The organism is Comamonas sp. 4034 (assembly GCF_050434545.1).
Taxonomy (GTDB): domain Bacteria; phylum Pseudomonadota; class Gammaproteobacteria; order Burkholderiales; family Burkholderiaceae_C; genus Comamonas; species Comamonas odontotermitis.
In genome coordinates this window covers 73,895-87,228 of the sequence record NZ_JBNDIT010000016.1, presented here as the reverse complement: position 1 = coordinate 87,228, position 13,334 = coordinate 73,895, and the positions used below count along the sequence as shown (strand labels likewise).

The 13,334-nt window shown below is 62.8% G+C and carries 10 protein-coding genes; 3 read left to right on the top strand and 7 right to left on the bottom strand.

Annotated features, from left to right (window positions below):
* Positions 1 to 43 precede the first annotated feature (43 nt).
* From ABIE32_RS16675 to ABIE32_RS16665, 3 genes are all read left to right on the top strand, one after another.
* Positions 44 to 1,333 (top strand): L,D-transpeptidase Cds6 family protein, encoded by a 1,290-nt coding sequence (locus ABIE32_RS16675; protein WP_429017784.1) that lies wholly within the window; start codon positions 44 to 46, stop codon positions 1,331 to 1,333.
* Between the two features lie 140 nt (positions 1,334 to 1,473).
* The gene (locus ABIE32_RS16670) at positions 1,474 to 2,874 is read left to right on the top strand and encodes a L,D-transpeptidase family protein (protein WP_429017783.1); all 1,401 of its coding nucleotides are present in this window, start codon (positions 1,474 to 1,476) and stop codon (positions 2,872 to 2,874) included.
* Between the two features lie 118 nt (positions 2,875 to 2,992).
* The gene (locus ABIE32_RS16665) at positions 2,993 to 3,706 is read left to right on the top strand and encodes a GNAT family N-acetyltransferase (protein WP_429017781.1); all 714 of its coding nucleotides are present in this window, start codon (positions 2,993 to 2,995) and stop codon (positions 3,704 to 3,706) included.
* 156 nt (positions 3,707 to 3,862) lie between these two features.
* Here ABIE32_RS16665 and cydX read toward each other — a convergent pair whose 3' ends face one another.
* The 7 genes from cydX to ABIE32_RS16630 form a co-directional block, all read right to left on the bottom strand.
* Positions 3,863 to 3,994 (bottom strand): cytochrome bd-I oxidase subunit CydX, encoded by a 132-nt coding sequence (gene cydX / locus ABIE32_RS16660; protein ID WP_224149382.1) that lies wholly within the window; start codon positions 3,992 to 3,994, stop codon positions 3,863 to 3,865.
* Positions 3,995 to 4,027: 33 nt separating this feature from the next.
* Entirely contained in the window at positions 4,028 to 5,182 is a 1,155-nt protein-coding gene (gene cydB, locus ABIE32_RS16655) for a cytochrome d ubiquinol oxidase subunit II (RefSeq protein WP_429017778.1), read from the bottom strand.
* Between the two features lie 4 nt (positions 5,183 to 5,186).
* On the bottom strand, positions 5,187 to 6,788 hold the full coding sequence (locus ABIE32_RS16650; RefSeq protein ID WP_429017777.1) for a cytochrome ubiquinol oxidase subunit I: 1,602 nt from the start codon (positions 6,786 to 6,788) through the stop codon (positions 5,187 to 5,189).
* A gap of 71 nt (positions 6,789 to 6,859) precedes the next feature.
* Positions 6,860 to 8,584 carry an amino acid ABC transporter ATP-binding/permease protein gene (locus ABIE32_RS16645; RefSeq protein ID WP_429017775.1) on the bottom strand — a complete coding sequence of 575 codons (1,725 nt, stop codon included), beginning with the start codon at positions 8,582 to 8,584 and terminating at the stop codon, positions 6,860 to 6,862.
* Positions 8,581 to 10,332: a thiol reductant ABC exporter subunit CydD gene (gene cydD / locus ABIE32_RS16640; protein WP_429017773.1), complete on the bottom strand. Its 1,752-nt coding sequence runs from the start codon at positions 10,330 to 10,332 to the stop codon at positions 8,581 to 8,583. Before cydD ends, ABIE32_RS16645 begins: the two co-directional genes overlap by 4 nt.
* A gap of 457 nt (positions 10,333 to 10,789) precedes the next feature.
* On the bottom strand, positions 10,790 to 12,217 hold the full coding sequence (locus tag ABIE32_RS16635) for a TAXI family TRAP transporter solute-binding subunit (RefSeq protein WP_429017770.1): 1,428 nt from the start codon (positions 12,215 to 12,217) through the stop codon (positions 10,790 to 10,792).
* Positions 12,218 to 12,258: 41 nt separating this feature from the next.
* Complete coding sequence (locus ABIE32_RS16630) at positions 12,259 to 13,281, bottom strand: P1 family peptidase (RefSeq protein WP_429017769.1); 1,023 nt, start codon at positions 13,279 to 13,281, stop codon at positions 12,259 to 12,261.
* Positions 13,282 to 13,334 lie beyond the last annotated feature (53 nt).

The window sequence follows — 13,334 nt, the reverse complement described above, 5'->3', positions numbered from 1 at the left end:
CCTTGCCTGCCTTTTCCAGCCATTGCAGAGAGAACCATTGCTTATGAAGACTGCGCCTCACGTCTTGCCACCTGTGCAACCCAATCGCCGCTTGTACTGGAATCGCAACTGGGCAGCGCTATTGCTGGGGTGTGGCGTGGCGCTGCATGGGCTGCCTGCATTGGCGGCCCGCGCTGCTGAAGAGGTAACGCAGTTGCTGGAGCAAGGGAAGGCGGATCTGGCTGCCAAGCAGGCCGATAGCCATCTGCAGCAGAACCCGACAGACGTGGAGATGCGTTTTTTGCGTGGGGTGATCGCCACCGAGCAAAAGCAAAATGCACAGGCGATCAAGATTTTCTCGGCCCTGACGCGCGAATATCCCAACATGCCCGAGCCTTATAACAATCTGGCGGTTCTGTATGCCGCCGATGGGCAGGAGCGTAAGGCTGCCGAGGCACTGGAGCAGGCGATTCGCACCAACCCCAGCTATTCCACCGCCCACGAAAACCTGGGAGACCTGTACGCACGCATGGCGAGCGAGGCCTATTCCAAGGCTCTGCAGCTGGACGGTTCGCGCCAGGACATTCGTCCCAAGCTGGCCCTGATCACCCAGATCGTGCCTGGCACCGCCAGCCGGGGAAAGACCGTGGTGGCAGATGCCGGAAGTGCTGCGGCACCGTCGGCGGTAAAAGCACCGCCCAAGGCCGAAATTGCGCCTGAACGAAAGCCCGAGCTCAAGCCCGAAGCAAAGCCGGAGCCTCTGCAGCCACCCAAGCCGCAACCTGTGGCCAAGCCCGAGCCCGTTGTGGTCGCCAAGGCAGAGTCAGCGCCCGTTGCCAAACCTGCGGCTCCAGCTCCAGCTCCAGCTCCAGCTCCCGTTGCCGCACCGGCGGCGCCTGCGCCCGTGGCCCCAGCTCCAGCGCCGGGACAACCTGCAGCAAGCGCCAAGCCCAAGGACGAGCCAGCAGCCAAGCCCGCTGCTGTCGCGGAAGCCAAGCCTGCTGCACGCCAAAGCGCAGTGGCAGAGGTGGAGCGCGCCGTGCATGCTTGGGCGGCAGCCTGGGAGAAAAAGGACATGACGGCCTATCTCGATGCATACAGCGACAAGTTCCAGCCGGCCGGCGGAGGCAGCCTGGCGGCCTGGAAAGAGGAGCGCCGGGCACGCATTGTCGGCAAGCAGTCGATCGATGTGAAGGTGCAGAACCTGCAGGTCAGCCTGGATGGCGATCAGGCAACAGCCAAGTTCCGCCAGTACTATGCAGCGGGCTCGCTCAAGACCACTACCCGCAAGACCTTGAGCCTGCGTCACGAGAAGGGGCAGTGGCACATCGTCCGCGAAGCAACCGGTGGGTGATGTTGCGTGTCATCTCGCACCAATAGCGTCTGAGGAATAGAGCGGCGCGGTATCATGCGCAGCGCGCCACCTATGGTGGGCGGCGGGATGAGGATGTCTGGGCAATGCCTTTTAGCAAGCAATTTTGGCGGCCATTGGCCATGGGAGCACTGGCGGTCGCCGCAAGCGGCGCGCTCGGTGTTGCGCATGCCAGAAAGGCAGCGGAAAGCAAAACCGGCAGCGCCACGCAGAGCCAGCGCGTGGCTACCGGCTCTTCGGCCAAATCTGCTGCATCCGCCAAGGAAAGCCGACGGGCGAAAAAAACCAAGACCTCCGAGCCCGCCAAAGGCAGCAAAGCCGTCGCTGCGCTGGCCGCTGTGCCGGTGGCAGCAGCGGTGCCTGCCGCCATTCACGCCAGTGCCGAGGCGCGCTTGTTGAAGGTGATTGATCTGGTACAGCAGCAAAAACTGGATGTCGCTTTGCAGGAGGCATCCCGGCTGACTTCGGATGTACCGCATTTTCAGGCTGCGCAGCTGGTGTATGCCGATTTGCTGCGCTACAAGACCGGCCATGCGGGGGCGCTGTCTCCTGCGCCGTTGCCGGAGGCGGGGGCCATGCGGGTCAAACATACGCCGCAACCCAGTGCAGTTCCCGGCGCAGACAGCATGGAGCAGTTGCGCGGTTTGCAGGACGAGATCAAGCGCCGCGTGCAGGGCGCCAATGCCTTGCCGGCGACCGGCAGCATTCCTGCTGAGTTTCTGGCGCTGGCGCCCTCGGTGCGCCAGGCGATTGCCATTGATGCGAGCAAGTCGCGGCTGTATCTGTTTGCCAATGAAGGCGGCAAGCTGCGCTTGACCGGCGACTATTACGTCTCTGTCGGCAAGCTGGGCATGGGCAAACTCGAAGAGGGAGATCAGCGCACGCCCGAGGGGGTGTATTTCATCGGCAGGCAGATTCCCGGCCCCAAGTTGCCGGAGTTCTATGGCAAGGGCGCCCTGACGGTGAACTACCCCAATGACTGGGACAAGGTGGTCGGGCGCTCGGGCAGCGGCATCTGGCTTCATGGTACGCCGCCAGACCAGTTTGCCCGTCTGCCGCTCGCGAGCGACGGCTGCATGGTGCTTGCCAATACCGATCTGACGCACCTGATGCGTACCGTGGAACGCCTCTCACCTGTGCTGGTGCGTGAGCGCCTGCACTGGGTCGCGGCTGCCGACGCCGCCATCGGGCGCGAGCGCGACGCTTTTCTCTCCGTGCTGGATCGCTGGCAGCAGGGCTGGAGCCAGGCGGACGCGCAGACGGCGCTGTCGCCGCTCTACCAGCCAGACTGGCGAAGCTCGGCGGGCGGACAGGCCATGCAGGAGCGCATGGCGACGGTCTTCAAAGGCGGTGCTGCCCTGCAGGACATATCAGTCTTCGCCTGGAAAGATGCACAAGGCGAGATTCGCATTGCCAATTTACGGCTCAAGGGAAAGAACCAGGCCGAGCCCCTGTCGCTGCGCCAGTACTGGCGCAAGGTGGGCAGCGAGTGGAAGCTGTTTTCGGAAGACACGCAGAATTGACCGGCGCCTGAGGGGCGATGCCATGAAAAGGGGCATTTGTCCGGAGGGTAGCGGGCAACTCTGAAAACCACCATGCTGTCACACTGGTGTTTTGTTTTTGCCCCTGGAGCTGCCCGGCATGACCGACCGTACCAACGAATTTGGCCAAACCATTGGCTGTGATCTGCCCGACTGGGCACCGCGCGAGTTGCCCGCGCCCGTCACCCTCGAAGGCCGGTTTTGCCGGCTGGAGCCGATCAGCTCCGCCCGGCACGCCGCCGATCTGCATGCGGCCTTCAGCAGCGCCCCCGATGAGCGCCTGTGGACCTATATGACCGTAGGGCCCTTTGCCGATGCGCAGGCGTACCACGGCTACCTGGAAAGCGCGGAGGCGAGCACCGATCCGCGCCACTATGCCGTGATTGATCTGGCCAGCGGCAAGGCGGTGGGCACCATGGCGCTGATGCGGATCGACCCGAAAAATGGCGTGATCGAGGTTGGCAGCGTCACCTTCTCGCCGCTGCTGCAGCAAACCCCGATTTCGACCGAGGCGCAATATCTGCTGATGGCCTATGTATTCGATCAACTGGGCTATCGGCGCTACGAATGGAAATGTGATCACTTCAACGCGCCTTCGCGCAAGACGGCACAGCGCCTGGGCTTCAGTTTTGAAGGCATCTTCCGCCAGGCGGTGGTGTACAAGGGGCGCAGCCGCGATACGGCGTGGTTCGCCATCATCGACAGCGATTGGCCCACAGTCGCTGCAGCATTCCAGGCATGGCTATCGCCTGGTAATTTTGACGCCGCCGGGCGTCAGAAGCATTCATTGGCTGAGCTACGTGGTGCTCGGTGATTCTCATCGTCCGAAACAAGAGAGATCAGGTGCGGGCGCTTATCTGCATTGCGCTTGATGTCAAAAATTGATAGCAATAAAAAGGCCCTGGCGTGATGCCAGGGCCTTTTGTATCAGGCCCGCCCCTTTTACGGCAGGGGCGGCGGCTGCATTTCTTCAGTTGGCGTTCGGGTCGTCCATCAACTGGTCACGCAGCTTTTGGTCTTCGGTCATTTCAAACCACATCGCGTTGAGCACGGCAAACGCGGCGGCCAGCGGAAGTCCGAGGATCCAGGCGAAATACCACATAAATAATCCTTTCTTTTGATACGCAGCCCAGGCTCAGTAGGCGTGGCCGCTGCCTTCACGAATCTGCTTTTCATCGACCTTGCCCCACAGTACGCGGTACACCCAGGTGGTGTAGGCCAGGATGATCGGCAGGAAGATGAGGGTGCACACCAGCATGATGAACAAGGTCATGTGGCTGGACGAAGAATCCCAGACGGTCAGACTGAAACGAGGGTCAACCGTGGAAGGCAGGATCATGGGGAACATGGATGCACCCACAGTCAGGATGATTCCGGCGATGCCCAGGCCACTGAAGATCATGGCCAGGCCTTCCTTGCGTGCGCGCATCAGCACTGCAGCAATCAGGCAGCCCAGGACACCCAGAACAGGTGCGGCCATGGTCCAGGGGTACTTGCTGTAGTTGGCCATCCACGCGCCGGGCATGTGGGCGGCGGTCTTGAACAGCGGGTTGGACGGGCCGGTGGTGTTCACGGCAGAGGTAATGGCATAGCCATCCACAAATTTCCACAGCACGACGCCGGCTAGCGCAAACAGCACGGCGGTCAGGAGGGCGGCAATGGAGCCCACGGTGCGGGCACGCTGCGCAACAGCACCTTCGGTCTTGATGCCCAGCCAGGCGGCGCCGTGCATGGTCAGCATGGCGACGGAGACCAGACCCGTCAGGATGGCAAACGGGTTGAGCAGGCCGAAGAAACTGCCGTCGTAGTGGATGAACAGCTCCGGTGTCAGGCGGAAGGGAACGCCTTGCAACACGTTGCCCAGCGCTACGCCACAGATCAGGGTGGGGATGAAGCCACCCGCGAACAATGCCCAGTCCCAGCCATTGCGCCAGGCCTTGGATTCGTTCTTGCTGCGGTATTTGAAGGCAACAGGGCGCAGAATCAAACCGATCAGAATCACGAACATCGCCAGGTAGAAGCCTGAGAACGATACGGCATACAGTTGGGGCCATGCGGCAAAGATGGCGCCGCCCCCCAGAATCAACCAGACCTGGTTGCCTTCCCAGGTGGGGCCCACCGCGTTGATGATGACGCGGCGCTCCACATCGTTCTTGCCCAGGAAAGGCAGCAGCATGCCGGTGCCCAGGTCAAAGCCATCCATCACGGCAAAGCCGATCAGCAGCACGCCCAGCAGCACCCACCAGATGACACGTAGCGTGTCGTAATCCAAAAGTGTATGCAAGATCATGGTGTTACTTTCCTGAATAGGTAGGTTGTGCAGTGGCAACCGAGGCATAGCTCAGCGGCTGGGGCTCCTGTTGCTCGGGCTCCAGCTCGGGGCCTTTTTTGATGGCCTTGAACATCAGCTTCATCTCGATGACAAACAGCACCGAGTAGATCGCCACGAAGCCCAGAATCGTGATCAGCAGGGTGGTGACACCCAGGTTGGATGCGGCCACGGCCGTAGGCAGCACACCTTCGATGATCCAGGGCTGGCGGCCGAATTCGGCAACAAACCAGCCGCATTCAATGGCCACCCACGGCAGCGGGATGGACCACACCGCCACCCACAGCAGCCAGCGGTATTTGTCGAGTTGGTGGCGCGACGCCAGGTAGAAGAACACGGCAGTCAGCACGATGAAGAGCATGCCCAGTGCAACCATGATGCGGAAGGTCCAGAACAGCGGTGCGACCTGCGGAATGGTGTCGGATGCAGCCTTGGCAATCTGTGCATCGGTCGCTTGACGTGGGTCATCCACGTAGCGCTTGAGCAGCAGGGCATAGCCCAGCGCGCTGCCATTGGCTTCGAACTGCTCCTTCAACTCTGGCGAGATGGTGGTGGTGGAGCCCGCTTCGCGGATCTTCTCCAGCGCGTCGTAGGCCTTGATGCCGTCGCGGATCAGCACCTCGGCGTGTTTGACCAGGTCGTTGATGCCCTGCAGTTCGGTATCGAGCGAGCGGGTACCAATCAGGCCCATCACCCATGGGATATGCACGGCATAGTGCGTCTCGCGAGCCTCCTGATCGGGAAAACCGATGGCGGTGAAGGAGGCGGGTGCAGGCTCGGTCTCCCACATGGCCTCGATGGCTGCCAGCTTCATTTTCTGGTGTTCGCCAGAGAGGTAGCCCGACTCATCGCCCAGCACCACCACCGACAGCGCACCGGCAAGACCAAAGGCGGCTGCAACGGTCATCGAACGCTTGGCAAGCTGCACATGGCGGCCTTTGAGCAGGTACCAGGCAGCAATGCCCAGCACGAAGATGGAAGCACATACGTAGCCCGCCGACACGGTGTGCACAAACTTGGCTTGCGCTACCGGATTGGTCAGCACGGCGCCAAAGTCGTTCACTTCCATGCGCATGGTCTGCGGATTGAACACTGCGCCCACGGGGTTCTGCATCCAGCCATTGGCGATCAGAATCCACAGCGCGGAGAAATTGGTGCCCAGGGCTGTAAGCCAGGTCACGATCAAGTGCTTGACGGGGGAGAGCTTGTCCCAGCCAAAGAAGAACAGCCCGACGAAGGTGGCTTCCAGGAAGAAGGCCATCAGGCCTTCAATAGCGAGCGGCGCACCAAAGATGTCGCCCACGTAGTGGCTGTAGTAGCTCCAGTTCATGCCGAACTGGAATTCCATCACCACGCCTGTGGCAACGCCCATCACGAAGTTGATGCCAAACAGCGTGCCCCAGAACTTGGTCATCTGTCGCCAGATGACGCGTCGCGTCATCACGTACACCGTCTCCATAATGGCGATCAACATCGACAGGCCCAAGGTCAATGGGACAAAGAGAAAGTGGTAGAGGGCAGTGATTGCAAACTGCAACCTTGATAGCCCGACAATGTCGATATCCATGAAATGGTCCTTTCCGTTCTTGGTATTTATCGATCCAGATGAAATGAGGGTGAGTGGCCGACGGGCAGTGTTCAACCCGGTCGCAGCCGTGCAATCAGCGCATCAAATTCGGGTGTTCCCTTGCGCGCGTCCTGCCAGGTGGTGCAAGCGGGATCCACCCACACAATGCGGTCTGCGTGGCGCGCTTCGCGCTGCAGATGGCTGGCCATGACGATGGCGGCGGATTTGCCTGGGGTACTCGTGCGGCGTGCAGCGTGCCAACCGGCGATGGCCTGCATCACCTGGTCTGCGGTGTGGCGGTCCAGACCTTCGGTGGGTTCATCCAGCAGCGTAAGCGGCGCCGGGTGCAGCAGCAGTCTTGCCAAGGCAAGGCGGCGCGATTCGCCGCCCGACAGGCCGGCGCCCTGGCTGCCCAAAGGCGTGGCCAATTGCTGAGGGAGTGCTGCGACCACCGCCGCGAGGCCCGCAGCCTCCAGCGCCTCCCACAAGGCTCCGTCGCTGGCGTCGGGGCAGGCAAGGCGCAGATTGCCGGCAATGCTGTCATGGAATAGTTCGGTGCGCTGCGGCAGGCTCGCGGCAGGCAGGCGCAGTACCTTGCCGGTGGAGGTCTGCAGCTCCCCTGCCATCAAGGCCAGCAGGCTGGATTTTCCCCTGCCGCTCGGGCCGGCGAGTACAAGCCATTCGCCATCATTCACCTGCAGATCGATGTGTTGCAGCGTCGCCAGGGCGCTGGCACTGTATTGAACGCTGGCGTCTTGCAGATCGACCGCCAGGCCCGTGGCGGGTGGCAGAGGATCAGCGAGGGAGGGAGTGGTCTGCAATTGGGGAGCCAGGCGGCGGGCAGCCAGCAGGGTGCGACCCGCTTCCATGGCGCCGCGCCGTATGTTCAAGAGCGGCTCCAGGGCCGCCAGCAGCACCAGGGTGGCCAGGGCTGCAATCGGTGCACCGATCTGGCCTTGCAGCACCAGCCAGCCCGCAGACAGCAGTGCGGCGGCCGTGGCGACGTGCCCGGTCATCGCAATGGCAATACCCACCTGGGCCTCGATCTGGTTGAGGCGCATGTCGGCGGCCATCTGCTGGCGCTCTGCGGCCAGTACCTGCTGCAACTGGTGGTGCAGGCGGCCGGCCATTACCAGCTCGGTCTGGCCACCGACTGCATCAATCACGGCGGCACGCAAATGTTCCCCCGCAAAACTACGCCTGATGGCCGTCGCAAAGGCCTGGCGCATGCACCAGGCGATGCAGGCGACACCGCCCGCCAGCACCACGGTACCCACCAGCAGGCCGCTGCGCCAATCCAGAAACAATCCCAAGGCAAGTGCAGTGGCAACGGTGCTGGCAAGCAGGGCTGCTGCGGGGGTGAAGAGACGCAGATACACGGCGTCCAGCGCGTCGATGTCGGAGGTCAGGCGGTAGAGCAGGCGCGCGGGGCGTTGGCGCAGGCGCAGTGCGACATCCGCGGCAGAAAAGCGCGAAAAGAGCTGTACCCGCAGCTGGGCCAGCACGCGCAGGGTGGCGTCATGCGTGGTCACGCGCTCGCCATAGCGGGCAGCGGTGCGCAGTACCGAGAGCAGGCGCACGCCGGCACCCGGTGCAAACACATCAAATACCAGGGCGGTTGCGGCGGACAGGCCTGCCACATAGCAGGCCGTCAGGAACCAGCCGGACAGACCCAGCAGTGCCATGCCCACGAGCACGGTCGCAACGGCCAGCAGCATGCCGGTCAGCAACTGGCGGCGGTAGCCCGAGCGCACAAACAGTTGGACGATGGGGCGCAGGGCGTTCCAGCTTGTCATACCGTGGCTCCTTCCTCGCGTTTTCGGTCATCGCAGAAGGGGAGGGTGCTGCCGCTGTCCTTTTGAATGGGCAGTACCCGGTCCATGCAGGCGGCCAGCAGCGGGTCGTGTGTGGCCACCACCAGGGTGGCGCCGCCTGCAGCCAGTTGCAAAAGACCCTGGCGTACAAACTGCGCGGTTTCGGCATCCAAATGGGCGGTTGGCTCGTCGGCCAGCACCAGTTGGCAGCCCGGATTGGCTGCGGCGCGGGCCAGGGTCAGCCGCAACGCTTCGCCACCGGAGAGGCCCAGGCCGCCATCTCCGATGATGGCGTTGCCGCGCTGGGCCAGCACATCGCCCAGCGCGGCACTGTGCACGGCTTGCCGCAAGAGGGTGTCATCCAGATTGCGGCCCAGGCTGATATTACCAAGCAGGCTGGTGGCAAACAAATGCGGTTTCTGGGCAACCCAGGCCATGCGACTGCGCAGCGCGGCAGCGTTGGCGCTGTCCAGGGGCAGGCCTCCGATATGGATGCAGCCTTGCGATGGTTCTGCCAGCCCGGCAATCAATGCCATCACGGTTGATTTGCCACTGCCACTTTCGCCCCAGAGCGCCACCTTTTCACCAGGCTGGATGTCGGCGTTGAAGCCATTCACCACCTGCGCACCCCCTTCGGTGTAGCAAAAGCCCACCCCATGCAGTGCAATGTGCAGGCCGTGTGGGGTGTTTGGGTTCGAATCCACCTCTGGGGCAGCTGCGTCGTGGTGACTGGCTCCCACCAACCGGGGCCCGGGCTCTTGCAGCGCCTGCAGTGCCTGCTCTGCGGCAAGGCCGGCAGCCTTGTCATGCCAGACGGCTGACAGCTCGCGCAACGGCTCGAAGAAGGCTGGTGCGAGCAGCAGCACAAACATGGCCTGGGCCAGGCTGAGCTGACCGCCCCAACTGCCAAAAGGCAACTGGCCCAGCAGGTGGAACCCCACGTACACGGCCACCAGGGCCACGCCCAGCGCAGCAAACAGCTCCAGCACTGCCGATGACAGGAATGCAATCTTCAGGACAGCCATGGTGTTGCTGCGCAGGCGCTCGGCCGTGGCGGCAAGCTGGCTGGCTACCGAAGGAATGGCGCCCAGACCGCGGATGCTGGTGAGGCCCTGCAGGCGGTCCAGCAGAAACTGGTTGAGGTTGCCCATTTCCTGCAAGTGCTTCTGGCTGGCGGCCTCGGCACGCCAGCCCACCAGGGCCATGAAGATGGGAATCAGTGGTGCGGCCACCAGAAGCACCAGCGCCGACACCCATGAAAACCAGGCCACGCATGCAAGGATCACCAAGGGTACCACCACGACCTTGCTGCGGGCCGTGGTGTAGCGCGCAAAATAAGGCGTGATCTGGTCGGCCTGCTCGTTCAGCACGCTCGCGGCCAGGCCGGGGGAAGGGCGTTGGCTGTCGGTGGGCGCACGCCATGCCAGCGTTTGCAGCGCCTGCTGGCGCAACTGCTGCGTATAGCGCCGTGCTGCTGTGAAGGCGAGGCGAAGGCCGGCAGCATCGACCAGCGCACGCACCAGGCCGATGGCCAGGAAGCAGGCCATCGCCTTCCAAACCTCATTCCAGGCCGAACCCTGTTGCAGGGCACCAATGCTCCAGGCAATGACCGCTGCCTGCGGCAGCCACAGCAATGCCGCTACCACTTGCAGCCACGCTCCGCCTCTGGAGGGGCGCTGCACCGCACCTGTCGCTGGGGCGGTGAAAGAGGTGGGCGGGTCGGAGGCCATCGTGAATATTTATAGAATTTCTAATTTTCAAGAATTAGTGAAAGTATTGTAAATACAAATAACACTTGACCTATGCCAAGGGCTTAGGCTCGAATCTTGATGACAGTCAATCCCTTGGCGCATTGTTGCGCCAAGCCGTGCGCAATGCACGCGGTTTTTTGCTATCAAAATTAGCAGTGAATTCGGCTTGAGAAAGTCTTTCCAGACGGATAAGACCGATTTCGTGCATCACCGCGCCGCTATTCATGTGTGCGGCGACACATTGCCTGACGTCAAGGTTTACCCGCATTCTGGTGCGTTGGGCGTGGCGAGACCTTGCTGTAAGTCAAGGAATGCAAGGGTTGTCCCGAGGCTATCGGGACGCGGGTGTTGTCGCCCGTTATCCGTCAACCGTTACGAATGGGCGAGCAATGTCGGACCGGGAGGCTGCTCTGCGCCTGGGCCTGGCGCAGCAGGGTCAGATGGCGGGAGAGTGGTCTGGCCCATTGGCTGGGCCCTGTGTGGTTTGTGCAGGCTCCCGGCTTTGCATGTCCAGCTTCTGCAGCACCCAATGGATATGGCTGCGCAGCGCGTACAGCTCGTCGGCGTAGGAGAGCGGAACGGTAATTTTCTCGACCTTGCGGCCGAGCTCCTCCAGCTCGGCCCGGATACCGGCGCGGTCAGGGTCGGGCTGCTCCATCTCATGCTCGACGGCGCGCAGCCGTCCATACCACTTGAACACCCGCGAACGCACACGGAACTGGTAGAGCGGCGGCACGATGCGTGACAGCGGCAGCATGAAGGCCAGTAGAACACCCATCACCAGCCACATGCGCTCCACCAGATTGGCCAGCCAGAAAGGCAGATAGCGCTGCAGCCAGGGCGAGGGTTCATTGATGGCCCGCACCCCTTCTTGTGCCACCGGCAACTCACTGCTCTTGGTATTGGGAAAATCACGCGCCCGGTTGAACCAGCCTGCATTGCTGTGGATGTTCTGCGACGCCTGGGCAAACAGCTGCTTGATGGCGGGGTGGGTATCGTCGCGCGCCAGAAGCGAGGTGGTGGATGCCAGGAGGTGCACATTGCGCGGCGGCACATTCGCGGCCAGATCCACGATGCCGCGCGGCAGCGTGACGGGCGTCAAGAATCTGAATTTGCGGCCATAGGCCTCGTTCTGCGGAAAATCCATCAGTTGCACCCCGGGCGTTTGCAGCAGCATCTGCACCATCAGGGATTCGGGCGCGGAGACGAAGACCATGGCATCGAGCTTGCCTGCCAGAAAATCGACCGTGGCAGGTGTTTCCGTCAATTGCGACAGCGTCAGCTGCTTGGGGCTGAGGTGGTTGGCCTCGAGCAACTGGTTGAACAGGGTGGGCACGCCGCTGCCAGCCGTGCCGACATTCACCTTCCAGCCGGACAGTTGGGTCATGCTGGTCAACTGTGGGCGCTTGTTGAGGCGCTGCGCCGCATCGGTGCGGTAAAACAGCCAGACGGGCTCCAGAAAAAGCGCGCCCAGCGAGGTGAGGTTTTCCAGGTCTTCATCGGTCAGGCTGGCTGTTCCGCCCTGCACAAAGGCGAGGTCTGCCTTGCCTTCGCGCAGCAGTTGAAGGTTGTTGAACGAGCCTTCGCTGGCCTCCAGATTCACCTTGATCTTGTTGCTGGCAAGGGCCGAGCGGTATTGGTCGCCAAAACTGGCATAGGCGCTTTGCGCCGGGCCGGTGGCGAGCGTTACTTCCGACGGTGGATTGGGCTTGAGCCACCAGTAGGCCGCCACGATCAGCGCCACCGCAATGATCACCAAGGGCCCGCCGGACACCACTGCATCGCGGATATTGAGCACCAGCGTGATCAACGTCTGGCGCAGTTGGTAGGCCTTGTGGCGCATCGTGGTGGATCGGTCACCCATGGTGTTCGGGTGCTGCGCATGCAGCGGTATTGGAAGACCGCTTACTGTAAATCAGCGGCGCTGGGCAAGTGCAGCGCTTTGTGGTTTTCTCCGGCATCCAGATGTAAGCTGCGCGCCTGTAGCACAGCCTGCAAGGTGGCCTGGGCCACGGCTTCGGCAGCCATGGTGGCCAGCACCATCATGCCGGGGTTGTGGCCGGTGGCACCCGTGCCCAGGCAGAAAAGCGTGTCGCCGTCCGACATGGTGTGCACCGGGTTGATGGCGCGCGCCAGGCCGTCGTGTGCGACGGTGGCCAGGCGGCTCGCCTGGGCCCTGGTGATGGTGGCGTCTGTTGCCACCACGCCAATGGTGGTGTTGGTGCCCGCCAACAACGGCCTGGGCGGCTCGCCACGCAGCAGGGCGCGGCGCGTATCCATGAGTTGCCTGCCATCTGCGGTACGCGCGCCCGCCACCACCTGGGCGGTGTCGGGGTGGATCACATCGCCCAGTGCGTTGCAGGCAATGATGGCACCCACGGTCACGCCGTCGACAGTGACAGAAGCCGTGCCAATGCCGCCTTTCATGGCGCGGTCGATGCCAAAGATCTTGCCTACGGCAGCGCCCGCACCGGCGCCCACATTGCCTTGCGCAGGCATGGCGCGGCTGGCCGCCTTGCATGCGGCATAGCCGGCGGCGGCGTCGGGGCGCACGCGCATATCGCCCACCAGCACATCAAACAGTACGGCCGCAGGCACCAGGGGAATGCGGCCCACCGAGATGTCCAGGCCCACACCTTGCTCTTCAAGCCAGCGCATGGCGCCGCTGGCAGCATCCAGCCCCCAGGCGCTGCCACCGGCCAGCACGATGGCGTGCACGCGCTCGACCAGATTGGTGGGGTGCAGCAGGTCGGTCTCGCGCGTGCCGGGGGCGGCGCCGCGTACATCCACGCCGCCCACCGCGCCATCTCTGGCCAGAATGGCTGTGCAACCCGTGGGGCGGCGGCTGTCCGTGAAGTGACCGACCTCGATGCCTTGTACCAGGGTGATGGCGCCCGTGGCCGGAAATTGTTTTGCGTTGAGAGACATGGGCCGATTGTGGGCCAAGGCTGAGCGCGCAGGTGCCACAAAATCCAAAGCGC